Raw genomic sequence first — 23,138 nt, 5'->3', positions numbered from 1 at the left:
CCCGCGGGGGGGGGGGGGGGGGGGCGCCCCCCCCCCCCCCCCCCCCCCCCTTCCCCCGCAAGCCCCGCCCGGCCGCGCGCCGGGGCTGGACCTGTTCGCCGCATCGGATAAACACGGGATCATGGAACCGGCACAGCTTATCACCGCCTTCGTCACGCTGTTCGTGGTCATCGACCCGATCGGCATGGCGCCGCTGTTCGTCGCGTTGACGCAGGGCATGTCCGCGGACAAGCGCCGTGGCATCGCGTTGCGCGCCGCCGTCACCGCCATCGCGCTGCTGACCGTGTTCGGCCTGTTCGGCGAGCGGCTGTTGTCCTTCGTCGGCATCTCGATGCCCGCCTTCCGCATCGCGGGCGGCGTGCTGCTGTTCCTGACCGCGCTCGACATGCTGTTCGAGCGGCGCACCAAGCGGCGGCAGGACAAGACGCATGAAGACGACGATCCCGGCGACGACCCCTCGATCTTCCCGCTTGCCGTGCCGCTGACCGCCGGGCCGGGGGCAATGGCGACGATGATCCTTCTTGCGGGCCAGACCGGCGCATCCTGGAGCTGGGTGCTTGCGGTGCATGTGGTGATGGTCGCGGTCGTGGCGATCTGCCTGCTTTTGTGGTTCGCCGCGGGCCTGATGGAACGCGCCTTGGGGCCTACGGGCATCAACGTGGTGACACGCCTGCTGGGGATGCTGCTGGCGGCCCTGTCGGTACAGTTCGTGCTGGATGGCATCCGGGGCGCGGGCTATGGACCGTGACTGAGACAGGCTGACGCGCCCTGACAGTCGCGTGAACCCGCTGACATGGCGTCCGCGCGCGCCTATCTTCATGGGGAAAGGATTCCGCATGGATACCACCAGCCTCGGCAGTCTCGTCTACCTCGTCCTTCTGGGCGGCGCGCTGATCGCGTCCTACGTGTTCGCGCACCGGCAGAACATGGGGCAGATGCTGCGCAACATGATCCAGTGGGGGCTGATCTTCATCGGCGTGATCGCTGCGGTCGGGCTGTGGCAGGACATCCGCGGCGACATCCTTCCGCAGCAGTCGGTCTTTGCCGAGGCCGGACGGATCGAGGTGCCGCAGGCCCGCGACGGCCATTTCTACATCACCGCCTCGGTGAACGGGTCGCCCGTGCTGTTCGTCGTCGACACCGGGGCCACCGACATCGTGCTGACCCGGCAGGACGCCATTTCGGTCGGGATCGACCCGGACAGCCTTGTCTACTCGGGCCGCGCCGGGACGGCGAACGGCGTCGTCGGAACCGCCCGCACCACCGTCGATGAACTGTCGGTCGGCGGCATCACCGATCAGGGCGTAAGCGTCTGGGTGAACCGGGGCGAGATGAATACCTCGCTTCTGGGCATGGCCTACCTGCGCCGGTTCGAGCGGATCGAGATCGCCGACAACAAGCTGGTGCTCGAGCGCTAGGACGCCGCCGGGCGAAACGGACCCCGAAATGTCGCATCCGGCCCTCCACAGGCGGGCGGGCCTCGGCTAGCCTCCGGTCATGCAGGCTGGTCAGGGGAACGAACGGATGAAATCGCATTACCGCGTCGTGGTCATCGGAGGCGGCGTGGTCGGCGCTTCGGTGTTGTATCATCTTGCGAAATTCGGCTGGACCGACGTGGTGCTGATCGAGCGCAACGTGCTGACCGCCGGATCCTCGTGGCACGCGGCGGGTGGCATCCACGCTCTGAACGCCGACCCGAACATGGCGGCGTTGCAGGCCTATACCATCGACCTTCTGTCCGAGATCGAGGCGGAATCCGGTCAGGACATCGGGCTGCGCATGACCGGCGGGATCACCATCGCCTCGTCCCCCGACCGCTGGGACTTGTTGCAGGACGCCCATCGCACGTACCAGTCGATCGGGATCGACGACACTTACCTGATGACCCCCGACGAGATCGCCAAGGCGCATCCGGTGATGGATACCACCGGCGTCCTGGGCGGCATGTACGCCGCGCGCGAGGGTTACGTGGACACCACCGGCGTCGTCCACGCCTATGCCCGCGCCGCCCGCCAGCGCGGCGCCGAAGTGGTCGAGCACAACCGCGTCACCGAACTGCACCGCACGCCCGAGGGCTGGCAGGTGGTGACCGAGCAGGGCACGATCACCGCAGAGCACGTGGTGAACGCGGGCGGGCTGTGGGCCAAGCAGGTGGGTCGGATGGCCGGGCTTGAACTGCCGGTCTCTCCCCTGTCGCACCACTACCTGCACACCGAGACGATCCCCGAGATCGCGGCGCTCGATCACGAGATCCCGATGTGCGTCGACCCCGAGGGGTTCTTCTATTCGCGCCAGTACCAGCAGGGCATGCTGATCGGCATCTACGAGGTGAACCACAATCACTGGATGATGGATGGCGCGCCGTGGAATTACGGCATCGAGTTGTTGCAGGAAGACCCCGACCGTATCGAGCACGAACTGACCTGCGCCTTCACCCGCTTCCCTGCGTTGCAGAACGTGGGCGTGAAGGACTGGGTCCACGGGGCGTTCACCTTCTCGCCCGACGGCAATCCTTTGGTGGGGCCGGTGCGTGGTGTGCCGGGCTACTGGCTGGCCTGCGGCGTGATGGCGGGGTTCCTGCAGGGCGGCGGCGTCGGCAAGACTCTGGCCGAGTGGATGATCCATGGCGAGACCGAGACCGACAGCTGGTCGATGGACATCGCGCGCTACGGCGATTTCGCGTCCAACAAGGAATACATCCGCCAGACCACCGGGCAGTTCTATTCCCGCCGCTTCGTGATGACCTACCCCAACGAGCAACTGCCCGCCGGGCGGCCCCTGAAGATGGCCCCGGCGCATTCCGAGATGGATGCGGCGGGTGCGCGATGGGGCGAAAGCTATGGGCTGGAGGTGCCGCTGTATTTCGCGCCCCGGGATTTCGAGGAAACACCGACGCTGCGCCGCTCGAACGCGTTCGACATCGTCGGCGCCGAATGCCGGGCGGTGCGGCAGGCGGCAGGGCTTCTGGACATCACCGGCTTCTCGCGGTTCGAGATCACCGGCCCCAACGCGGAAAGCTGGCTGAACCGGGTGCTGGCGGGCAGGATGCCCGCGCCCGGCCGCGCACGGCTGGCGCCGATGCTGGCGCATTCGGGGCGGCTGCGCGGGGATCTGACGCTGTTCAACTGGGGCGACGGCTCGTTCTGGCTGATGGGCAGCTACTATCTGCGAAACTGGCATATGCGCTGGTTCGACGACCGCTGGCACGATGGCGTCATGATCCGGGACATCTCGGACGACTGGGTCGGCTTCTCGCTGTCCGGGCCGCGCTCGCTGGAGGTGCTGGAGCGGCTGACGGATGGCGAGGTCGCCCTGCCCTTTATGGGGTGCCGGGCGATGGACGTGGGTTTGTCGCGGGCCAAGGTCGGGCGGCTGTCGGTGACGGGCGAGCTTGGCTACGAGGTCAACGTGCGCGCCTCGGACCACATCACCCTGCGCCGCGCGCTGCTGGAGGCCGGGGCCGACCTCGGGCTGGTGGAATACGGCTATAACGCGCTGACATCCCTGCGGCTGGAGAAGAGCTTTGGCGCGTGGCGGTCGGAATACACGCAGGACCGCACGCCCGCGATGGTCGGGCTGGACCGCTGGATAGACTGGACCAAGGATGACTTCATCGGCCGCGAGGCGGCGTTTTCCGCGCGCGACACCGCGCCCGAGCGGGTGCTGGCGACGCTGGAGATCGACGCGGATGGCGCGGACGCCAGCGGCTATGAACCCGTGTGGTCCGAAGGGACCGTCGTGGGTTACGTGACCTCGGGCGGCTACGGGCATGTGGTGGAGAAATCGTTGGCGCTGGCGCTGGTCGATCCCGCCGTCGCCACGCCGGGCACGGCGCTGTCCGTGCATGTCGTCGGGCAGGAACGCCCCGCCAAGGTGATCGCACCATCGCCCTATGACCCCGAAGGCCGTGCGATGCGGACGACGTAACCGCCTGCCCTGCCCCTGATACGACCCGCCTTGCGGGACCACACTGACCGGAGACCCTCTTTGACCCAACCAGACGCGATCATCATCGGAACCGGCGTGATCGGCGCCGCCACCGCCTTCGAAATGGCCAAGGCTGGCTGGAAGACGCTGTCGCTGGACCGCAACGCCACTGCGGGCCATGGCTCGACCGCCGGGTCCTGCGCGATCATCCGGATGCACTATTCCACGCTCGACGGCACCGCCTTCGCCTGGGAGGGCTATCACTACTGGCGCGACTGGGTCGAGTACCTTGGCCTGCCCGATGGCAGCGACCTTGCCCCGTTCCGCGAGACCGGCTGCCTTGTGATGAAGACGCCCGCGAACGATCACCTGTCGAAACACATCCGCTATTCCGCCGAGCTGGACATCCCGCACGCCGAATGGGGACCGGATGAGATCACCGCGCGGCTGCCGATCTATGCGCTGGACAGCTATGCACCGCCCAAAGCGCGCACAGACGCGGCGTTCGGCGAGCCCAATGGCGGGCATCTCAAGGGCGGCGTCTACTGGCCGAACGCGGGCTACGTCACCGACCCGGCGCTGTCGGCGCAGAACCTGATGGCGGCGGCGAAGCTGCACGGCGCCGAGACGCGGATGGGCGTCGAGGTGGCCGCGATCCTGCAGGAGAACGGCCGCGTGAAGGGCGTGCGGCTGGCGGATGGGGAAGAGATCCACGCGCCGGTGGTGATCAACGTGGCCGGTCCGGGCTCGTCCCACATCAACGAACTGGCCAGTGTCACCGGCGACATGACCATCGCCACCCGCCCGCTGCGGCAAGAGGTGGTCCACGTCCCCGCGCCCGAGGGCTTCGACTTCGAGCACGACGGCACCATCGTGTCCGACAGCGACATCGCCTGCTATTGCCGCCCCGAACACGGCAACAACATCCTGATCGGCTCGGAAGACCCGGAATGCGACCCGCACGACTGGGCGGCGTCCGATACCGACTACAACCACGACTTTACCGAGCAATGGACGACGCAGGCGATGCGCTATGGCCAGCGGGTGCCCAGCCTTGGCATTCCCAGCCGGATGCGGGGCGTGGTGGACCTGTACGACGCCTCGACCGACTGGATTCCGATCTACGACAAGTCCGCCCTGCCGGGGTTCTACATGGCGTGCGGCACCAGCGGGAACCAGTACAAGAACGCCCCCATCGCCGGAAAGCTGATGGCGGCGCTGGTGGACTATTGCGAGGCGGGCAACGACCACGACGCCGCCCCCTTGCAGTTCCGCCTGCCCTATATCGACCGCAGCATCGACGCCGGGTTCTATTCCCGAAAGCGCCCGATCAATGCAGAGTCGAGCTTTTCGGTGCTGGGCTGAGCCCGAAACGCAAACCGCCCGGCCTCTTCGGACCGGGCGGCGTGTCTCACAACACCAGAGCGTGACGCATCACGCGGTCATGGTAGCAGTTGTATTGGCTCCACATTGCCCAGACCGCAGCGCGCGCAGCAGTTCGAGCAGTTGTAGCTGTCGTTCGGACCAACGCCCCAGTAGGTCTGCGACGAGCCGCGCACCCACGCGCCGTAGCAGATCAGTTCGTTGTAGTTACACGACAGGTTGAAGGTCGCATCGCCCTCGTTCGGGTCGATCACGTAGACCTGACCGTTGCCGGGCCACACGTGGTTGCGCTCCTGGCTGTAGAACTCCAGGCTCACAGTGCGGTTGTAGTCGTTGTCGATTGTCCAGAAAAGTGTCGCGGCGGACGCCAGCGACGGCAGCACGGTCGCGAACAGCAGACCGGCCAGCATGATCTTGAGATGATTCATTGTCTAACTCCTTTACCCTCTCTTGCCCCTGCTCTGCCCCCGCGACGGCGGCAAACCGACCGGCCTTTTGCAAGGACGGTCCGGACCTCGGGCAATCGCAAATCCTTGGTGGGGGAAACGCACGCCCGGTTTGAACATCCCCAGCCGAGCGATTCTGGTCAACCGCGGACTGCTTCAACCCCTTCAATTAATTCGATAACCATCTGCATTTTCCGCCAGATAAGGGGATTTTGCATGACCGCGCGGCACACGCGCCACAGGTCGGGCGATGGAAGAACCACCCCTGCCTCCGCAGTGCCGGAATTGCACCGCATTGATGCCTGCTTAGAAACAATTTCCTAGGCGCACCCAAGGGTTGCACCGGCATTGTTTCAGCCGCGGAACCCCGTGGCGACGACGAATTTCTCAGAGGAATCCGACCGGCTTGCAGGCGGTTTGACGTTGGCGACCTTGTCGAACCGCTGCTTCAGAAGCGTCTGAAGGCTGCCTTCGGCTCCGCCCGCCAGCACTTTGGCGACAAATGTGCCGCCCGGCTCCAGCACGTCGAAGGCCAGTTCCGCGGCCGCTTCGCACAGGGCGACGATCCGCAGGTGGTCGGTCTGCTTGTGCCCCGAGGCAGAGGCCGCCATGTCCGACATCACCACGTCGGCCGGGCCGCCCAGCCAGTCCTTCACCTTGTCGTCCGCGCCGTCTTCCATGAAGTCGAGCTGATGGATCTCGGCGCCGGGGATCGGTTCGACCTCTTGCAGGTCCACGCCCAGCACGGTGCCCACCGCCTTTCCCGACTTCTCGCCAAGTGCATTCACCCGCTTCACCGCGACCTGACACCAGCCGCCGGGCGCGCACCCAAGGTCCACCACCCGCGCGCCGGGCACGAGGAAACGGAACTTGTCGTCGAGTTCGAGGATCTTGAACGCCGCGCGACCGCGATAGCCCTCGGCCTGCGCGCGTTTCACGTAGGGATCGTTCAGCTGCCGTTCCAGCCAGCGCGTCGAAGACAGCTTGCGTCCCCGCGCCGTCTTCACTTTGACCCGAAGGTCCCGCTCTCCGCGGCCGGATGTCTTCTTCGCCACGACTGATCCCTCGATCTGATCCAGCAGGCTCCGCCGCGACGGGCGGATGTGATTCGGAAAGCCGGAGAATGCGCCATGAATACAGCCGCCGTCCACCCGAATTGCCGGATTCAGCGGCGGTGCCAGCGACAGGCGGCAGAAAGTGGCAATCACATAGGAATTCAATACTTTTCGACGTTATACTATCGGAAGTTGTAAATCCGGCGAAATTCCCGTGGAAACGCTGAGTAAAGAAAGCAGAAACACTCGCTGCAATAGTAAATATCCATTACATACTTAAGGCCATAATATTATATAAACTTCCAATTCCCAAAATAAACCGCCCAATAAACGGATGCAACAACGGTTGGTTACCGATTGATTTCTTGTGAAGGGGGCTAAGATGGCGATTATCAGAGGCACAAGTGCGGGTGAGATGCTTTTCGGCACAAAGGCCGAGGACAACTCTATCGCCGGTAATGGTGGGAATGATCTCATATTCGGTCGGGGCGGCAACGATCTGCTGCTGGGCGGCAAGGGCAACGACGTGCTCTTCGGTCGCAACGGTCATGACGAGATGTATGGCGGCGCGGGCGACGACTATCTCAGCGGCGGGAACGGGCGCGACACGCTGAGCGGCGACAAGGGCAACGACACGCTTCGCGGCGGCAACGGCAACGATACCTTTGTGATCAATGCCAATCTGGCGGGAGACGGCGTAAAGCAAATCGCCGATTTCGACATCGACCGCTCTCTGCGCCGGATGACCTTCGACGACACGCTGGAGCTGTCAAACGCCGGCGGGCATTCCTTTGTGTTCCAAGAGACCGTCGACGGCAACATCGAGCTGTATATCGACGGCGAGCTGACCGCCGTCATCAACGGCTCGCGGGGAAGCACCTTCTCGGCCGCCGATCTTCTTTCGGCAACCGAGTTCAGCGGCGGCTCGCCCAGTTCGGTCTCGTTGCTGGATGCGGACGGGAACGCGATCAAATACACGATCTCCGGCACCAGCGAGGACGATCAGCTTTCCGGCGTGCCGGGGATTTCCAACACGATCGCCGGCAACGACGGCGACGACCTGATCTCTGGGCGGGGCAAGGCGGATGTCCTGCTGGGCAACAGCGGCAACGACACGCTGATGGGAACGAACGGCAACGACACGCTTTACGGCGGCGGCGACGACGACGATCTGCACGGCGGAAACGGCGCCGACCTGCTTAACGGCGACAAGGGCGCGGACACGCTGGAAGGCGGAAACGGCGCGGACACGTTTGTCTTCAACGTCAAACACGCCGGGACCGGCGTCGACACGGTTACGGATTTCGATCTTGCCGAGGGCGACACGCTGTCGTTCATGAACGTCACCGGCACGCTGAGCGCAACGCAGGACGGCGCCGACGTTCTGATCGAGCATGACGGCGCGTTGCTGGCGGTCATCGAAACCACCGACGCGACCGACATGGCGGCCTTCGTGGACAACGTGTTCGTGTAAAGACAGGACGGGCGGACGGCGCTTTCCTAGTAGGCGCCGTCCTCCAGCACGCCGTCGCGGCTCATTTGCGCATAGAGGAGCCCTTCGCGCAGGCCCCGGTCGGCGACCGACAGCCGGTCGGTCGGCCAGACCCGCAAAAGCGCCTGCAGGATCGCCGCGCCCGACATGATCAGCGCGTGGCGGTCGCGGCCGATGCGCGGGTCGGCCCGGCGGCCAGCGGGGCCAAGGGCAAGATAGTCGCGGATCACCTTCTCGATCTGGTCCGAGGTCATCCGCAGCCCGTCGACCTTGTTGCGGTCATACCGTTTCAGGCCCAGATGGCTGGCCGCAACCGTGGTCACGGTGCCCGAGGTGCCGATGATCTGGAAGCCTTCCTTCTGCTGGATCTGCTCGTAGGGCGAAAAGTCGATCAGCTTTTCCTCGAAGAACCAGCTCATCAGCGCATAGCGCGCCGCGTCGTCGTCGACGTCGTGGAACTGGTCGCGCAGCGTCGCCACCCCCAGCGGCACCGAGATCCAGTCCACCACCTTCGCATGGGCGAACGGGCTTTCCGTCGGCTTGAAGCCGCTGTGCAGCCGCATGATCGCACGCGGCCTGTCGTGGCGCGGCACCTGCGTCATGTCGATCCACACAAGCTCGGTCGAGCCGCCCCCGATATCGACCACCAGCAACTGTTCGGTCTTGGTGGACACCAGCGGCGCACAGCTGACCACGGCAAGCCGCGCTTCTTCCTCGGGTTCGATGATTTCCAGTGCCAGCCCGGTTTCGTTCCGGATGTAGGACATGAACTCGCCCGCATTGGTCGCCCGGCGGCACGCCTCTGTCGCGACCAACCGCATGCGGCGGACGTCGTGTTTTACCAGCTTGCGCTTGCAGATCTTCAACGCCTGCACGGTCCGCGCCATCGAGGCGCGCGACAGGCGGCCCGACCGTTCCAACCCGGCGCCAAGCTGCACCGACTTGGAAAAGCTGTCGACCACGTGAAACTGGCTGCCCTTGGGTTGGGCAATCAGCATTCTGCAACTGTTCGTCCCAAGATCCAGCGCAGCATACAGTTCCGCCGGATCCGGACGTGCCGGTGCGGGTGGCTCGACCGGGACAGGCCCCGGGAGCGCGCCCCCACCACCGGCAGGACGCTTGGGCGCCATGATACCGCCCTCCAACTCTGGTTGAGATCAAGAGTATGGGGCGCGCATGCGAGTAGCAAGGAAAAGCAGCCGCCGGCACACATGTTTGTCATGAGGAATTATTCGGCAACCCGCGCATTCGGGTCCGGTGCCAAGGGGATAGGCACCAGGGCATCCGTCGCATCACGCGCATCGAGTGTCGAAATCCGCCGCAAATCAGGGCAGGCTCGCGCGTAGAACCAAATCAGGCTGAAGGAATCGCGCATGGCCCGTGTCACAATCGTCTACTGGCGGGACATCCCCGCGCAGGTGATCGTCGGCAAGGGGCGCCGCGGCGCCAAGGCCCCGCTGCCCGAACGCTTCGAACAGGCGATCGACCGGGCGGCGATGAAAGTTGGCGCTCGGGACACGGACGCCTATCTGGCAGAGTGGCGCAAGGGAGAGCCTTACGAGGTGGATGCGCCCGACGACGAGGCCGCGACGGCGGAAGCCGCGCGCCTTGATGCCGAGTACGACAGCGGCCGGCTGAAGGCCCTGATCGAGAACGACGGATGGGCATGAGCCCGAGAGACTTAGGGAGGGCCGTGATGGCATTGCTCAAATTCCGCAGGAAAGACACCGAACCCCGGACCGGCGGCCCGGAGGTTCGTGCGTTCTTGCAGGGCTATTCGATCGAGGTCATGCCCCGCACCGCCGCCAAGGTCGAGGATTTCAAGGCGCTGCTGCCCGAGGGCACCCGCGTCTATATCGCCCATATCGAGGGCACTCCGATCGAAGAGATGGTCGCCACCGCGAAGCGTCTTGCCGAAGACGGCTATCCGGTGATGCCGCACTTCCCGGCCCGGATCATCAAGGACAAGGCGACGCTTGCCGACTGGATTGCCCGGTATCAGGGCGAGGCCGGTGTCGATCAGGCGCTAATGCTGGCGGGCGGCGTGTCCGAGCCGCATGGCGAGTTCCACTCGTCCATGCAGTTGCTGGAGACCGGGCTGTTCGACAAGGCGGGCTTCAAGCGCCTGCATGTCGCGGGCCACCCCGAGGGCAACAAGGACATCGACCCGGACGGGTCCGATCGCAACGTCGCCGATGCGCTGCGCTGGAAGCAGGCGTTCTCGGAACGCACCGACGCCCGGATGGCCATCGCCACGCAATTCGCCTTCGAGGCGGACCCGATCATCGCCTGGGCGAACCGCCTGCAGGCCGAGGGCATCGCCCTGCCCGTCCACATCGGCATCGCCGGTCCCGCGAAGCTGCAAACGCTGATCAAGTTCGCCATCGCCTGCGGCGTCGGACCTTCGCTGAAGGTGCTGCAAAAGCGCGCGATGGACGTGACCAAGCTGGTGCTGCCCTACGAGCCCGACGACGTGCTGGCCGGTCTCGCCGCGCAAAAGGCCGTGAATCCCGGCTTCGGCATCGAGCAGGTGCATTTCTTCCCGCTGGGCGGCATCAAGACCTGCGCCGAATACACCAACAGCCGCGCCGGAACCGCAGGAGCGGTGCAGGTGGCGCACTGATGCCATCGGCCTTCCTGTTCGACCTCGACGGCACGCTGCTGGACAGCGACCCGCTGCATTGCGCGGTGTTCATCGAATTGCTCGCCGAATACGGGCTTGAGGCCGACGAGGCCTTCTACCGCACACATATCCACGGGCGTCACAACAGCCAGGTCTTCTCGGAACTGCTGCCGTCCGAGGATCCGCACCGCATGGACGTGGAGAAAGAGCGCCGGTTTCGTGAAAGCCTTGCCGGCGTGACGGTCGACCCGATGCCGGGGCTGGTGCGGCTGCTGGATCGCGCCGCCACCGCTGGCGTTCCGGTCGCCGTCGCGACCAACGCACCGCGTGACAATGCCGAGGCGATGCTGAACGCCATCGGCCTGCGCCATCGTTTCGGCACCGTGGTCAGCGCCGACGATGTCGACAACGTCAAACCCGCGCCCGACGTCTACCTGTCCGCCGCCGCTGGCATCGGCGCCGACCCGGCCCGGGCGCTGGCCTTCGAGGACAGCCCCTCGGGCCTGCGGGCCGCCCGCGCCTCGGGCGCGACGGTGATCGGCCTGTCCACCACCCTGTCCGACGAAGAATTGCGCCACCACGGCGCACACCACGTCATCCGTAATTACGAAGACCCCGCGCTCGAGCCGCTGCTCGGCCTTTCCACAGGAGCCCTCACATGACCCGCACAACCGTCGAGTCGAAGACCAAGACCGTCACCATCGGTTTTGACGAGCCCTTCTGCGTCATCGGCGAGCGCATCAACCCCACCGGCCGCAAGAAGCTGGCGGCAGAGCTTGAGATGGGCGATTTTTCGACCGTCGAGAAGGATGCGCTGGAACAGGTGGCCTGCGGCGCAATGGTTCTGGACGTGAACTCTGGCGCGGTCTTCACCAACAAGATGGCCGAGGACCCGCGCTACGCCGACAACAACTTTGTCGAGCCGATGCTGATGAAGCAGCTGATCGAGAAGGTACAGGCGACGGTCGACGTGCCGCTTTGCATCGACTCGTCGGTGCCCGGCGCGCTGGAGAACGGGCTGGCGATGGCCGAAGGGCGTCCGCTGCTGAACTCGGTGACGGGCGAGGAAGAGCGGCTGGAACTGGTCCTGCCGCTGGTCAAGAAATACAACGTGCCGGTGGTGGCGATCTCGAACGACGACACCGGCATTTCGGAAGATCCCGACGTGCGCTTCGCGGTGGCCAAGAAGATTGTCGAACGCGCCGCCGACTTCGGCATTCCCGCGCATGACATCGTGGTGGACCCGCTGGTGATGCCGGTGGGCGCGATGGCGTCCGCCGGGCAGCAGGTCTTCACCCTCGTCCGCCGCCTGCGCGACGAGTTGGGCGTGAACACGACCTGCGGCGCGTCGAACATTTCGTTCGGCCTGCCGCATCGCCACGGGATCAACGCGGCCTTCCTGCCGATGGCGATCTGCGCGGGCATGACCTCGGCGATCATGAACCCGGTGCGGTCGGTCGAGATGGAGGCGATCCGCGCCGCCAACTTCCTGATGAACAACGACCCGAACGGCGGCGAATGGATCAAGTTCTCCCGCGTGCTGGACGCGGTCGACGGCGGAGAAAGCTTCGTCGACGCCTCGAAAGCCGCGATGTCGGCGGGCGGCGGCCGGGGCGGTCGCCGTGGCGGGCGGCGCCGCGCGGGTTAAGGCCCGCTTAACCAATGTCTGCGACGATCCGGCCATGCGGAACCGGATCGTCGAGAAACCCATCGGACAGGACTGGCTGGACCAGATCTTTCGCAGCCGCGCGGCGATGAGCGGCGGCGTGGTGCGACGCCGGTTGGCGGATGTCGAGCGCGAGATCGGCGTGGCGACGCTGGAGCTTGAGGTACGGCGGCGCGGGTTTCACATGATCGAATGCAGCGACCAACTGGTGATCGCCTGCTGCCCAAAGCCGGTGAAGATCATCTGCTAAGCATCTAGAATCACGATCTTCTAGAAGATCGTGGAGTGCATGAATTTCTAGAAATTCATGCGCAACAGGGTCTTCCAGAAGTCCCTGTCAACTTCCGCCGCTTTCCGCCTTCTTCGCCCAGGCCCCGTCTTCCTGGCTCCAGTACTGCGCCGCGCAGCCCGCGCCGGTCAGCTTTCGCCACTGGTCGCGGGCGATTTCGACCGCCGTGTGGTCGTTGCCGTCGAACAGGATACACACCCTTTCCAGCGTGTTGACCTCTTCCGGCGTGACCTCGGCCCCGTCCACCGCCATCACGCAGGCCGCCCCGTTCGGGCTGTCGGCTTCGGTCGTCAGCAGCACCGGCTGGTCCTTGTCGAACGGACCGCCCGCCAGCCCATGCGGGAGGAAACCTTCGTCTCCCCCCAACCAAAGCTTGTCGTCCAGCCAGACCATCCGGTCCTTCGACCGTCCGCGCACCGCCACCCGCCAGCCCGCCTGCCGCGCGCGGTCCAAGAGCGTCGGAAGCGTCGCCTCAAGCGGCGCGCGGGTCAGGTGGTAGAAATAGGCGGCGCCCATCCGGCTTTCCTGTCAGTGCGTTACGCGGCAAAGCTCACTTTTCGTAACCGTCGGCGATCAACCGGTTCAGCGCCAGAACGCCCCAGCCGGTCGCACCCTTGGGGGCAAACTCGGTTCCCGCCGCGACGCTTGCCACACCGGCGATGTCGAGGTGGATCCACGGCACGTCCTCTTTCACGAAGCGCTGCAGGAACTGCGCCGCGGTGATCGAGCCCGCGGGACGGCCGCCGACGTTCTTCATGTCCGCGACGCGCGACTTCAGCTGCTTGTCGTAGGCCGGGGCCAGCGGCATCCGCCACGCGCCCTCGCCCTCGGCCTTCGCGGCCTTCAGGAACGCGTCGGCAATGCCATCGTCGTTCGAGAAAACGCCCGCCATCTCGTGCCCCAGCCCGATGATGATCGCGCCGGTCAGGGTGGCGAGGTTGATCATGCCCGTGGGCTTGAAGCGTTCCTGCGTGTACCAGAGCACGTCGCACAGAACGAGCCGGCCCTCGGCGTCGGTGTTGATCACTTCGACCGTGTCGCCCTTCATGGATTTCACCACGTCACCCGGACGCTGCGCCTTGCCGTCCGGCATGTTCTCGACAAGGCCCACAAGCCCCACGACATTGGCCTTGGCCTTGCGCAGCGCCAGCGTCTTCATCACGCCCGACACGACGCCCGCGCCGCCCATGTCCATCGTCATGTCTTCCATGCCGCCCGCGGGCTTCAGGCTGATGCCGCCGGTGTCGAACACCACGCCCTTTCCGACCAGCGCGAAGGGCGCCTCGTCGGCACCGCCCTTCCACTGCATGACCACAACCTTCGACGGGCTTTCGCTGCCCTGCCCAACGGCCAGCAGCGTGCGCATCCCGAGCTTCTCGAGTTCGTCCTCTTCCAGCACCTCGACCTCGACCCCGAGATCCTTCAGCCCTTCCAGCCGTGCGGCGAATTCGGTGGTGGTCAGGATGTTCGACGGCTCGTTCACAAGGTCGCGGGTGAAGAACACGCCTTCGGCCAGCGCCAGCACGCCCTCGGCCGAGACCTCTTCGGGTTTCGAGACCATCACCGTCACGCCGCCTTCGGCGTCCTTGTCCTTGGTCAGGTGGGCGGTGAAGTCATAGACGCGCAGGGCGACGCCCAGCATGACGTCCTCGACCGATTTCAGGTTGCCCGCGACCAGCAGCAGGGCCTTGTGGCCCTTGGTGCGGCCTACCGCGGCGCCTGCCTTGCGCGCCTCCGACGCATCGGCGCGGCGCGACAGCTTCACCACCTGCACCGCGTCGGCGGCCATCCCCACCGGGAACGCAAGGTCGGCCGCATCGCCTTCCTTCAGGCTCTCGAACGCCTTCGACCCCAGAAACCGCTCCAGCGCGCCTTTCGTCAGCCGGTTCACCCGGCGCGCGGGCTGCGACAGCTTGCCGTCGGGCTCGCAGAACAGCACGACACGGCCTTCGAAACCGGCAAGCGCGTCAAGGTCGAGGGCGGTGACATCAAGGGAAATGGGGGCGGTCATACATGCGTCTCCTGGTAGGGTTTCACCTTACCTATCCCCCGCACCCGGCATTTGCCAGTTATCAGTTTTCCCGCCCCGGCAACTGCATTAAGGTGGCTGGAAAAACCCCTCAAGGGCAGTCGGCGGTCGGAAAGTTTGGCGAGATTTGACAGATATATCCTGTCGCAGCTGTTGATGCTGTTCGGCTTCTTCGCACTCGTGCTGGTGCTGGTTTACTGGGTGAATCGCGCGGTCGTGCTGTTCGATCAGCTTATCGCCAACGGCCAGTCCGCCAGCGTGTTCTTCGAGTTCACAGCCCTGTCGCTACCGAACGTGATCCGCATCGTGCTGCCCATCGCCGTCTTCGCCGCCTCGGTCTATGTCGCGAACCGGCTGTCGTCGGAAAGCGAGCTGGTGGTGGTTCAGGCCACGGGCTTCTCGCCTTACCGCATGATGCGGCCGGTTCTTGCCTATGGGCTGATCGTGGGCGTGCTGCTGTCCGTGCTGACGCATCTGCTGGTGCCGCTGTCGATCACCCGGCTGGAACAGCGGCAGGCCGAGATTTCCGAGAACATCACCGCGCGCCTTCTCAGCGAGGGGCAGTTCCTGCACCCCACCGACGGGATCACCTTTTACATCCGCGAGATCACCGTCGACGGCGAGTTGCGCGATGTCTTCCTGTCCGACCGCAGCGGCGGGCGCGAGCATGTGACCTACACCGCCAGCCGCGCGCTGCTCTTGCGCTCGGACACCGGGCCGAAGCTGGTGATGTTCGACGGCATGGCGCAGGCGCTGAACGTCGAAAGCGGGCGGCTGGCGACCACCAGTTTCTCGGACCTGTCCTATGACATCTCAAGCTTCATCGGCGCGCTGACGCCGGGAGAGCGCGGGATCAAGGAACTGAGCACGCTGGAACTTTTGAACCCGACACCGGCGCTTGAGGCCGAGACCCGGCGCACCGCGGGCCAGATGATCTATGAAGGCCACGGCCGGATCTCGCAGGCGCTGCTGGCGGTGGCGGCGGCGCTGGTGGGCTTTGCGGCGATGCTGGTGGGCAACTTCTCGAGGTTCGGGCGCTGGCGGCAGATCCTTGGCGCGGTGATCGCCATCGTGGTGGTCAAGATCATCGACAACACCTTCGCCGACATAGCGCGGGGCGACCCCTCGTTGTGGCCGCTGACCTATGGCGCGGCGCTGATCGGCTTCGCCCTGACGATGGCTTTGTTGTGGATCAGCGCGCGGCCCGGCCTGTTCGTGCGCCGCGACCGGACGGCGGACGCCGCCGCCGGGGTGGCGGCATGATCCTGCATTTCTATATCGCGCGCCGGTTCCTGTGGTCGTTCCTGATGGTTCTGGGCGTGTTCGTGGGGCTGTATTTCCTGATCGACATGGTCGAGCAGGTGCGCCAGTTCGAGGCGGGCACCGTCGGCTTCGTACCCATCGTGAAGCTGACGCTTCTGAACATGCCCGCCGGGCTTTACACCATCCTGCCGCTGATCGTGATCCTCGCGACGCTAACGCTGTTTCTGTCGCTGGCGCGCAGTTCCGAGATGGTCATCACCCGTGCCTCTGGCCGGTCGGCGATCCGCAGCCTGCTGGCGCCGGTGACGGTGGCCCTGCTGATCGGCGCCTTCTCGGTCGCCGTGTTCAACCCCATCGTCGCCTCGACGCAGAAGCATTACGAGATCCTTGCAGGCCGGCTGTCGGGCAACGACGCGTCGGTTCTGTCGGTCAGCCAGGAAGGGCTGTGGCTGCGGCAGGGCGGCCCCGAGGGGCAGACGGTGATCCACGCCGACCGCGCCAATCTCGAGGGCACGGTGCTGTTCGGCGTGACCTTCCTTGCCTTCGACCGCGACGGCCTGCCCCGGCGCCGGATCGAGGCGGAAAGCGCAGGTCTGACACCGGGCGAATGGAACGTGACGCAGGCGAAGGTCTGGGACCTGTCCGACAGCGACAATCCCGAGCGGGACGCGATGGTCGAAGAGACGATGACGATCCCGTCCGATCTGACTTCGGAGCAGATCCAGGACAGCTTCGGCACCCCGGCCAGCGTGCCGATCTGGGAACTGCCGGGCTATATCGAGCAGCTTGAACGCGCCGGCTTCTCGGCCCGCAGCCACCGGGTCTGGCTGCAGATGGAACTGGCGCTTCCGGTCATGCTGGCGGCGATGGTGCTGGTCGCGGCGGGCTTCACCATGCGCCATACGCGCTTTGGCCGCACCGGGCTGATGGTCCTGCTGTCGATCGGGCTGGGGTTCGCGATCTATTTCCTGCGCAACTTCGCGCAGATCCTCGGCAACAGCGGCCAGCTTCCCGTGGGCCTTGCCGCGTGGACGGTGCCGGTGGCGGCGGTGATCCTGTCGATGGGCATCCTGCTGAACCTGGAGGACGGATGATGCGCCGCGTGTTCCGTCCCCTGACCGTTGCTCTGCTGGCGGGCTGGTTCCTTGTCCAGCCGTTGCAGTCGGCGCAGGCGCAGATGGCGACGCTGATCGCCGACAACGTCTCGTTCGACGGCGCCGACACGGTGCAGGCCTCGGGCAATGTCGAGATCTTCTACGAAGGCCAGCGCCTGCTGGCCGAGCGGCTGGTCTATGACGAGGCCGCGGACGAACTGCAGATCTTCGGGCCGATCACGCTGATCGAGTCCTCCGGCCAGATCGTGACCGCCACCTTCGCAGAGCTTTCGGGCGATCTGAAAGACGGCATCATGCGCGGCGCACGGGTGGTGCTGGAGGAACAGATGCAGGTGGCCGCCGCGGAACTGGAGCGGGTCGAGGGCCGCTATACCCAGCTTTACAAGGCCGTCGCCTCTTCCTGTCAGGTCTGCGCATCGAACCCCACGCCTCTGTGGCAGATCCGGGCGGAGCGGGTGGTCCACGATCAGGAAGAGCGCCAGCTGTATTTCGACAACGCCATCTTCGAGGTCGCGGGCATCCCCGTCCTGTGGCTGCCGCGGATGCGGCTGCCCGACCCGTCGCTGCGCCGGGCCACCGGCTTTCTGATCCCCACGCTGCGGCAGAACTCGCAACTGGGGTTCGGCATCCGGGTTCCGTATTTCATCACGATGGGCGATCACACCGACCTGACGCTGGCGCCCTTCATCTCGGAAGAGACCAACACGCTGGAGGCCCGCTTCCGCCGCGCCTTCACGTGGGGCGACATCGTACTGAACGGCGCCGTGTCGCGTGACAGCATCCTGCGGGACGAGACCCGCGCCTACCTGTTCGGGCGCGGACGCGCGAACCTGCCGGGCGATTTCAAGCTGCGCTTCGATATCGAACTGGTGTCGGACAACGGCTATCTTGAAACCTACGACTATTCCGACGCCGACCGCCTGTCGAACGGGGTTGAGATTTCGCGGACCCGCCGCGACGAGTACATCGCGGCCAGCATCGAGACCCTGCGCACCCTGCGCGACAGCGAGGTTCCGATCGAGGACACGCTGGCCACCAACCTGATCCGCGGCACCTACATTCGCCGCCTGCCGCGTCTTTTCGGCGGTCAGGCGACGCTGGGCTTCGACGTGCAGGGCTACGAGCGCGAGGCGGACGCGGTGTCCGCCGATCTCGAACAGGCCTGCACCGACGCCGGGCTGACGGCAGCGGAATGCCTGTCGCGCGACGTTCTGCGCAGCACGGTCGAAGTGGGCTGGTTCCGCGACTGGACCCTGCGCAACGGCATGATCGCGCGGACGGATCTGGCGGTGGCGGGCGATTTCTACATCGTCGGGCAGGACGCGGGCTTCGAGAACCGCCTGTACCGCATCACCCCCGCCGCCGCCGCCGAACTGCGCTGGCCGATGGGCCGGACCGCCGCGAACGGCGGGCGCGACATTATCCAGCCCGTCGTGCAGCTTGCATGGTCCGAAAGCTACGGCGACACCGTGCCGGTCGAGGACAGCTCGCTGGTCGAATTCGACGAGGGCAACCTGCTGGCGCTAAGCCGCTTCCCCGGCAAGGACGCCCGCGAGACCGGGCTGAGGGCCACCATCGGCTTCGCGTGGACCCATTTCACGCCCTCCGGCCGGGAATACGCCCTGTCGATGGGCCGCGTGTACCGGACCGAGGATCCGGGCGTGTTCGGCGGCGCTTCGGGGCTTGAAGGCGCGACATCCGATTGGCTGGTCGCCACCCGGATCGAGGTATCGGACCGGCTGAGCCTGACCAACCGGTCCCTGTTCGACGACACGCTGGATTTCACCAAGTCGGAATCGCGGCTGACGTGGTTCGGGCGCAAGGTGACCGCCTCGACCTCGTATATCTGGGTCGAGGCCGCCGCCGCCGAGGGCCGGACCGACGACGTCTCGGAATGGACGATGGCGCTGGGGTACGAGTTCGACCGGCACTGGACCGGCAACCTTGGCTATACCTACGACTTCGTGTCCAACAGCGCCGCGAAGGCCAACGTGGGGCTTGCGTACCGGAACGAGTGCGTCTCGGTGGCGCTTTCCCTCTCGCGTAAGTTCACGTCCTCGACTAATGTGGAGCCCGCGACGGATGTGGGGCTGACCGTGGCGCTTGCCGGCTTTGGCCGGGACGGGCGCCCCTACGCCCGCAGCTGTGCCGAAGTGAAGGGCTAGCGCGGCATGTCCCGCGCGGAAGGCCCCCTGAAAGACAGAGCAGACGGAAGACCGACCATGCCGATGCCCCGCCTCCTGACCGTGACACTGATCGCGGCCGCCAGCCTGCTGAGCGTGCTGACCGCACCCGCCGCGCTGGCGCAGAACCTTTTCGCGCCGATCGTTAAGGTGAACGACCGTGTCGTCACTGTCTACGAACTGAACCAGCGCACCCGCTTCTTCGAAATCCTGCGCGCGCCGGGCGACCCGGCAGAGCAGGCCTACGAGACGCTGATCAACGAGCGGCTGCAACTGGACGCCGCGGTTCGGCTGGGCGTCACCGCCAGCGAGGAACAGCTTCAGGCGGGCATCGAGGAATTCGCGGGCCGCGCCAATATGTCGGCCGAGCAGTTCCTGAACGCGATGGCGCAGGCCGGCGTCGACCGCGAGACCGTTTACGACTTCGTGCGGGCCGGTGTGATCTGGCGCGGCGTCGTCCGGTCGCAGTTCGGCCCGCAGGCGCAGGTGACCGAGGCCGAGATCGACCGCGCCATGGCCATGGCCGGCCCCGGCACTTCGGGCGTGCGCGTCCTGCTGTCCGAGATCTTCCTGCCCGCGAACACCCCCGAGGCCGAGGCCACCGCGATGCGCCGCGCTTCGGAGATCGCGCAGATCACCACCATCGGCGGCTTCGCCAATGCCGCGCGCCAGTATTCCGCCGCGCCCTCGCGCGATGTCGGCGGGCGTCAGGACTGGATGCCGCTGTCGCAGCTTCCGCCGGCGCTGCGGTCGCAGATCCTCGGGCTTGCGCCCGGCGAGGTCACCGCGCCGATCCCGGTGCCGAATGCCATCGCGCTGTTCCAGCTGCGCGCCATCGAGGAAACAGGCGCCCCCGCCGAAAACCCGGTGGCCATCGAGTTCGCCCGCTATTTCATCCCCGGCGGCCGCACCGAGAAGGCGCTGGCCGAAGCCGCGCGGATCGAAAGCGAAGTGGACACCTGCGACGACCTGTACGGTATCGCCAAGGGCCAGCCGCCCGAGCGCCTGCTGCGCGACACCCTCCCGGTCGAGCAGATCGCCGGTGACGTGGCCATCGAACTGGCCAAGCTGGACACGGGCGAGGTCTCGACCGCGCTGACCACTTCGGACGGTCAGGCGCTGGTGTTCCTGATGCTGTGCGGCCGCACGACCGCCCTTGCGGAAGACGCCGACCGCGAGCAGATCCGCCAGCAGCTGATCAACCAGCGGCTTGCCTCTTACGCTGACGGCTACCTCTCCGAGCTGCGCGCCGACGCTTACATCGTCGAGCAATGACGACGCCTGTCGCCCTGACGGTGGGCGAACCGGCGGGGATCGGCCCCGAGATCGCGGTGGCCGCGTGGCAGGCGCTGCGCACGGGGGATGAACCGTTCTTCTGGATCGGCGACCCGTCTCACCTGCCCGCCGGCGCTTTGACGGCCGTGATCGCGGACCCGTCCGAGGCGGGCGGCGTCTTCGCCGAGGCGATGCCGGTGCTGCCGCATGCCTTCGACGGTCCCGTCACGCCCGGCACCGCGAACCCGGCTCACGCGCAGGGCGTGATCGACGTCATCGCCCGCGCGGTCGACCTTGCACGATCCGGCGCTGCGGCGGCGGTCTGTACCTGCCCGATCCACAAGAAGGCGCTGATCGACGGCGCGGGCTTCGCCTATCCCGGTCATACCGAGTATCTCGCCGCGCTGGCGGGGGTGAAGCGCGTGGTGATGATGCTGGCTTCGGACCAGCTGCGCGTCGTGCCGACGTCGATCCACATCGCGATTGCCGACGTGCCGAAGGCGCTGACGGCGGACCTGCTGGAAGACACCCTGCGGATCACCCACGCCGGGATGCGGCGCGACTTCGGCTTTGACGCGCCCCGGATCGCCGTGGCCGGTCTGAACCCCCACGCGGGCGAAGGCGGCGCCATGGGTTTCGAGGACGCCGCGCTGATCGCCCCGGTGATCGAGAAGCTGAAGGCCGAGGGCATGGCCCTCACCGGTCCACACCCCGCCGATACGCTGTTTCACGCAGCCGCCCGCGCCCGCTATGACGCCTGCGTTGCCATGTACCACGATCAGGCGCTGATCCCGATCAAGACGCTGGACTTCGACCGGGGCGTGAACGTCACGCTTGGTCTGCCGTTCATCCGAACCTCGCCCGACCACGGCACCGCTTTCGACATCGCGGGTCAGGGCATCGCGAACCCCACCAGCCTGATCGAGGCGCTGCGGCTTGCGCATCGGATGGCGGCGGCGCGAAAGGTCGCGGCATGAGCGCGATCGACAGCCTGCCGCCCCTGCGCGAGGTGATCGCGACGCATGACCTGCGCGCGAAGAAGTCGCTGGGGCAGAACTTTCTGCTGGATCTGAACCTGACCGCCAAGATCGCCCGCGCCGCAGGCGACCTGAGCGAATGTGACGTGCTGGAGATCGGCCCCGGCCCCGGCGGGCTGACGCGCGGGCTGCTTGCGTCCGGCGCGCGGCGGGTGCTGGCGGTGGAAAAGGACGCGCGCTGCCTGCCCGCGCTGGCAGAGATCGCCGAGGCCTATCCGGGCCGGTTGCAAGTCATCGAGGGTGACGCGCTGAAGGTCGACCCGCTGGCGCATCTGACGCCGCCGATCCGGGTGGCGGCCAACCTGCCCTACAACGTCGGCACCGAGCTTCTGGTGCGCTGGCTGACGCCGACCGAATGGCCGCCGTACTGGCAAAGCCTGACGCTGATGTTCCAGAAGGAAGTCGCGCAGCGCATCGTGGCGCAGCCCGGCTCCAAGGCCTATGGCCGCCTTGCGGTTCTGGCACAGTGGCGCTGTGAGACGCGGATCGCGATGGAACTGCCGCCCGAAGCGTTCACCCCGCCGCCCAAGATCCGGTCTGCCGTGGTGCATCTGACCGCCCTGCCCGCGCCGAAGTTCGATGCCGACGCGGATGTGCTTCAGAAAGTCACCGCAGCCGCCTTCAATCAGCGCCGCAAGATGCTGCGCGCCTCGCTGAAGGGACTGGCGCCGGATATCGAGGACCGTCTTCTGGCCGCCGGGATCGAACCCACCGAACGCGCCGAGCAGGTCGATCTGGAACGGTTCTGCGCCCTCGCCCGCGCCGTGGCCGGGACGTGATCGAGGTCCTGTTCGTCACCCACGCCGATGTCCGCATCGACCCCGATGTGCCCGTGCCGGATTGGGGCCTGACCGACCGTGGCGCCGCGCGGCATGGGCGGCACGCACAGACGCTGGATACCGGGCCCGATGCGATCTGGTGCAGCACCGAGCGGAAAGCCATCGAGGCGGCGAATATCTACGCGGGGGCGCTGAACCTGCCCGTGCAGATGGACCCGGAACTGGGCGAGAACGACCGCTCGGCCACCGGCTTCATGCCGAAAGAGCAGTTCGAGCGCGCCGCCGACGCCTTCTTTGCCCACCCCGATGAAAGCTATCGCGGCTGGGAAACCGCCCGGGCGGCGCAGTCCCGCATCGTGGCGGCGCTGGCGCGAGTCTGCGCCACGGACGCCAGGCGCCCGCTCATCGTCGCCCATGGCGGCGTCGGCGCGCTGTTGCTGTGTCATCTGAAGGGGGTCGCCATCGACCGCGCCGAGGATCAGCCCGGCGGCGCGGGAGGCAATGCCTATCGCTTCACCTGGCCGGAGAAGCGCCTGTTGCACGGGTGGCGCGACATCGCACCGGACATCGACTGAC

The 23,138-nt window shown here is 66.2% G+C and carries 22 protein-coding genes; 17 read left to right on the top strand and 5 right to left on the bottom strand.

Features of this window, described 5'->3' with window-relative positions; translation table 11 throughout:
• Positions 1-121: 121 nt before the first annotated feature.
• The 4 genes from ACP156_RS23100 (at position 122) to ACP156_RS23085 (ending at position 5,292) form a co-directional block, all read left to right on the top strand.
• Positions 122-748 (top strand): MarC family protein, encoded by a 627-nt coding sequence (locus ACP156_RS23100; protein ID WP_425053717.1) that lies wholly within the window; start codon positions 122-124, stop codon positions 746-748.
• Positions 749-836: 88 nt separating this feature from the next.
• Positions 837-1,418 carry a retropepsin-like aspartic protease family protein gene (locus tag ACP156_RS23095; RefSeq protein ID WP_425053716.1) on the top strand — a complete coding sequence of 194 codons (582 nt, stop codon included), beginning with the start codon at positions 837-839 and terminating at the stop codon, positions 1,416-1,418.
• A 106-nt stretch (positions 1,419-1,524) separates the two neighbouring features.
• Entirely contained in the window at positions 1,525-3,927 is a 2,403-nt protein-coding gene (locus tag ACP156_RS23090; protein WP_425053715.1) for a GcvT family protein, read from the top strand.
• Positions 3,928-3,987: 60 nt separating this feature from the next.
• The gene (locus ACP156_RS23085; RefSeq protein WP_425053714.1) at positions 3,988-5,292 is read left to right on the top strand and encodes an NAD(P)/FAD-dependent oxidoreductase; all 1,305 of its coding nucleotides are present in this window, start codon (positions 3,988-3,990) and stop codon (positions 5,290-5,292) included.
• A 77-nt stretch (positions 5,293-5,369) separates the two neighbouring features.
• Here the strand turns inward: ACP156_RS23085 and ACP156_RS23080 are convergent, their stop codons facing one another.
• Together ACP156_RS23080 and ACP156_RS23075 are read right to left on the bottom strand one after the other, a co-directional pair.
• On the bottom strand, positions 5,370-5,738 hold the full coding sequence (locus ACP156_RS23080; RefSeq protein ID WP_425053713.1) for a hypothetical protein: 369 nt from the start codon (positions 5,736-5,738) through the stop codon (positions 5,370-5,372).
• A 371-nt stretch (positions 5,739-6,109) separates the two neighbouring features.
• On the bottom strand, positions 6,110-6,811 hold the full coding sequence (locus ACP156_RS23075) for an RlmE family RNA methyltransferase (RefSeq protein ID WP_425053712.1): 702 nt from the start codon (positions 6,809-6,811) through the stop codon (positions 6,110-6,112).
• Positions 6,812-7,193: 382 nt separating this feature from the next.
• Between ACP156_RS23075 and ACP156_RS23070 the strand changes: the two genes are divergently transcribed.
• Complete coding sequence (locus ACP156_RS23070; protein WP_425053711.1) at positions 7,194-8,285, top strand: calcium-binding protein; 1,092 nt, start codon at positions 7,194-7,196, stop codon at positions 8,283-8,285.
• A 26-nt stretch (positions 8,286-8,311) separates the two neighbouring features.
• On the opposite strand, the gene ACP156_RS23065 is transcribed toward ACP156_RS23070, so the two are convergent.
• On the bottom strand, positions 8,312-9,433 hold the full coding sequence (locus ACP156_RS23065) for a Ppx/GppA phosphatase family protein (protein WP_425053710.1): 1,122 nt from the start codon (positions 9,431-9,433) through the stop codon (positions 8,312-8,314).
• 243 nt (positions 9,434-9,676) lie between these two features.
• On the opposite strand from ACP156_RS23065, the gene ACP156_RS23060 reads away from it, so the two are divergent.
• The 5 genes from ACP156_RS23060 to ACP156_RS23040 are packed head-to-tail and all read left to right on the top strand — an operon-like array spanning position 9,677 to position 12,842.
• On the top strand, positions 9,677-9,973 hold the full coding sequence (locus ACP156_RS23060) for a virulence factor (RefSeq protein ID WP_425053709.1): 297 nt from the start codon (positions 9,677-9,679) through the stop codon (positions 9,971-9,973).
• A 26-nt stretch (positions 9,974-9,999) separates the two neighbouring features.
• Complete coding sequence (locus tag ACP156_RS23055) at positions 10,000-10,926, top strand: methylenetetrahydrofolate reductase (protein WP_425053708.1); 927 nt, start codon at positions 10,000-10,002, stop codon at positions 10,924-10,926.
• Entirely contained in the window at positions 10,926-11,588 is a 663-nt protein-coding gene (locus ACP156_RS23050; RefSeq protein ID WP_425053707.1) for an HAD family hydrolase, read from the top strand. Before ACP156_RS23055 ends, ACP156_RS23050 begins: the two co-directional genes overlap by 1 nt.
• Complete coding sequence (locus ACP156_RS23045) at positions 11,585-12,574, top strand: methyltetrahydrofolate cobalamin methyltransferase (protein WP_425053706.1); 990 nt, start codon at positions 11,585-11,587, stop codon at positions 12,572-12,574. The genes ACP156_RS23050 and ACP156_RS23045 overlap by 4 nt, the downstream gene beginning before the upstream one ends.
• 34 nt (positions 12,575-12,608) lie before the next feature.
• Positions 12,609-12,842 carry an N-(5'-phosphoribosyl)anthranilate isomerase gene (locus ACP156_RS23040; protein ID WP_425053705.1) on the top strand — a complete coding sequence of 78 codons (234 nt, stop codon included), beginning with the start codon at positions 12,609-12,611 and terminating at the stop codon, positions 12,840-12,842.
• 87 nt (positions 12,843-12,929) lie between these two features.
• On the opposite strand, the gene ACP156_RS23035 is transcribed toward ACP156_RS23040, so the two are convergent.
• Positions 12,930-13,397: a DNA polymerase III subunit chi gene (locus ACP156_RS23035; protein ID WP_425053704.1), complete on the bottom strand. Its 468-nt coding sequence runs from the start codon at positions 13,395-13,397 to the stop codon at positions 12,930-12,932.
• 34 nt (positions 13,398-13,431) lie between these two features.
• Positions 13,432-14,892 carry a leucyl aminopeptidase gene (locus ACP156_RS23030; protein WP_425053703.1) on the bottom strand — a complete coding sequence of 487 codons (1,461 nt, stop codon included), beginning with the start codon at positions 14,890-14,892 and terminating at the stop codon, positions 13,432-13,434.
• 135 nt (positions 14,893-15,027) lie between these two features.
• Between ACP156_RS23030 and lptF the strand changes: the two genes are divergently transcribed.
• The 7 genes from lptF to ACP156_RS22995 all read left to right on the top strand — a co-directional run bounded on the left by lptF (position 15,028) and on the right by ACP156_RS22995 (position 23,137).
• Positions 15,028-16,173, top strand: coding sequence for an LPS export ABC transporter permease LptF (gene lptF / locus ACP156_RS23025; protein ID WP_425053702.1), 1,146 nt, complete (start codon positions 15,028-15,030; stop codon positions 16,171-16,173).
• Positions 16,170-17,267 (top strand): LPS export ABC transporter permease LptG, encoded by a 1,098-nt coding sequence (gene lptG, locus ACP156_RS23020; protein ID WP_425053701.1) that lies wholly within the window; start codon positions 16,170-16,172, stop codon positions 17,265-17,267. The genes lptF and lptG overlap by 4 nt, the downstream gene beginning before the upstream one ends.
• The gene (locus ACP156_RS23015) at positions 17,267-19,453 is read left to right on the top strand and encodes an LPS-assembly protein LptD (RefSeq protein ID WP_425053700.1); all 2,187 of its coding nucleotides are present in this window, start codon (positions 17,267-17,269) and stop codon (positions 19,451-19,453) included. Before lptG ends, ACP156_RS23015 begins: the two co-directional genes overlap by 1 nt.
• Before the next feature lie 63 nt (positions 19,454-19,516).
• Complete coding sequence (locus ACP156_RS23010) at positions 19,517-20,746, top strand: peptidylprolyl isomerase (protein WP_425053699.1); 1,230 nt, start codon at positions 19,517-19,519, stop codon at positions 20,744-20,746.
• Entirely contained in the window at positions 20,743-21,723 is a 981-nt protein-coding gene (gene pdxA / locus ACP156_RS23005; RefSeq protein WP_425053698.1) for a 4-hydroxythreonine-4-phosphate dehydrogenase PdxA, read from the top strand. The genes ACP156_RS23010 and pdxA overlap by 4 nt, the downstream gene beginning before the upstream one ends.
• A complete protein-coding gene (gene rsmA / locus ACP156_RS23000) occupies positions 21,720-22,562 on the top strand; it encodes a 16S rRNA (adenine(1518)-N(6)/adenine(1519)-N(6))-dimethyltransferase RsmA (RefSeq protein WP_425053697.1) in 843 nt (280 codons plus the stop codon). Before pdxA ends, rsmA begins: the two co-directional genes overlap by 4 nt.
• Positions 22,559-23,137 (top strand): histidine phosphatase family protein, encoded by a 579-nt coding sequence (locus tag ACP156_RS22995; RefSeq protein WP_425053696.1) that lies wholly within the window; start codon positions 22,559-22,561, stop codon positions 23,135-23,137. Before rsmA ends, ACP156_RS22995 begins: the two co-directional genes overlap by 4 nt.
• Position 23,138: the final 1 nt, after the last annotated feature.

The sequence above is a fragment of the Psychromarinibacter sp. S121 genome (genome assembly GCF_049801035.1).
In the GTDB taxonomy this organism is placed as follows: Bacteria; Pseudomonadota; Alphaproteobacteria; order Rhodobacterales; family Rhodobacteraceae; genus Psychromarinibacter.
This window is presented reverse-complemented; position numbering and strand designations above follow the sequence as displayed.

What these genes read in the sequence shown, in the direction of transcription:
- ACP156_RS23090 (WP_425053715.1), top strand. Translation starts at nt 1,525, where the DNA reads ATGAAATCGCATTACCGCGTCGTGGTCATCGGAGGCGGCGTGGTCGGC.
- ACP156_RS23010 (WP_425053699.1), top strand. Translation starts at nt 19,517, where the DNA reads ATGCCCCGCCTCCTGACCGTGACACTGATCGCGGCCGCCAGCCTGCTG.
- ACP156_RS23060 (WP_425053709.1), top strand. Translation starts at nt 9,677, where the DNA reads ATGGCCCGTGTCACAATCGTCTACTGGCGGGACATCCCCGCGCAGGTG.
- lptG (WP_425053701.1), top strand. Translation starts at nt 16,170, where the DNA reads ATGATCCTGCATTTCTATATCGCGCGCCGGTTCCTGTGGTCGTTCCTG.
- ACP156_RS23080 (WP_425053713.1), bottom strand. Translation starts at nt 5,738, where the DNA reads ATGAATCATCTCAAGATCATGCTGGCCGGTCTGCTGTTCGCGACCGTG.
- ACP156_RS23040 (WP_425053705.1), top strand. Translation starts at nt 12,609, where the DNA reads ATGCGGAACCGGATCGTCGAGAAACCCATCGGACAGGACTGGCTGGAC.
- ACP156_RS23050 (WP_425053707.1), top strand. Translation starts at nt 10,926, where the DNA reads ATGCCATCGGCCTTCCTGTTCGACCTCGACGGCACGCTGCTGGACAGC.
- ACP156_RS23015 (WP_425053700.1), top strand. Translation starts at nt 17,267, where the DNA reads ATGCGCCGCGTGTTCCGTCCCCTGACCGTTGCTCTGCTGGCGGGCTGG.
- pdxA (WP_425053698.1), top strand. Translation starts at nt 20,743, where the DNA reads ATGACGACGCCTGTCGCCCTGACGGTGGGCGAACCGGCGGGGATCGGC.
- rsmA (WP_425053697.1), top strand. Translation starts at nt 21,720, where the DNA reads ATGAGCGCGATCGACAGCCTGCCGCCCCTGCGCGAGGTGATCGCGACG.
- ACP156_RS23070 (WP_425053711.1), top strand. Translation starts at nt 7,194, where the DNA reads ATGGCGATTATCAGAGGCACAAGTGCGGGTGAGATGCTTTTCGGCACA.
- ACP156_RS23065 (WP_425053710.1), bottom strand. Translation starts at nt 9,433, where the DNA reads ATGGCGCCCAAGCGTCCTGCCGGTGGTGGGGGCGCGCTCCCGGGGCCT.
- ACP156_RS23045 (WP_425053706.1), top strand. Translation starts at nt 11,585, where the DNA reads ATGACCCGCACAACCGTCGAGTCGAAGACCAAGACCGTCACCATCGGT.
- ACP156_RS23095 (WP_425053716.1), top strand. Translation starts at nt 837, where the DNA reads ATGGATACCACCAGCCTCGGCAGTCTCGTCTACCTCGTCCTTCTGGGC.
- ACP156_RS23030 (WP_425053703.1), bottom strand. Translation starts at nt 14,892, where the DNA reads ATGACCGCCCCCATTTCCCTTGATGTCACCGCCCTCGACCTTGACGCG.
- ACP156_RS23100 (WP_425053717.1), top strand. Translation starts at nt 122, where the DNA reads ATGGAACCGGCACAGCTTATCACCGCCTTCGTCACGCTGTTCGTGGTC.
- ACP156_RS23055 (WP_425053708.1), top strand. Translation starts at nt 10,000, where the DNA reads ATGGCATTGCTCAAATTCCGCAGGAAAGACACCGAACCCCGGACCGGC.
- ACP156_RS23035 (WP_425053704.1), bottom strand. Translation starts at nt 13,397, where the DNA reads ATGGGCGCCGCCTATTTCTACCACCTGACCCGCGCGCCGCTTGAGGCG.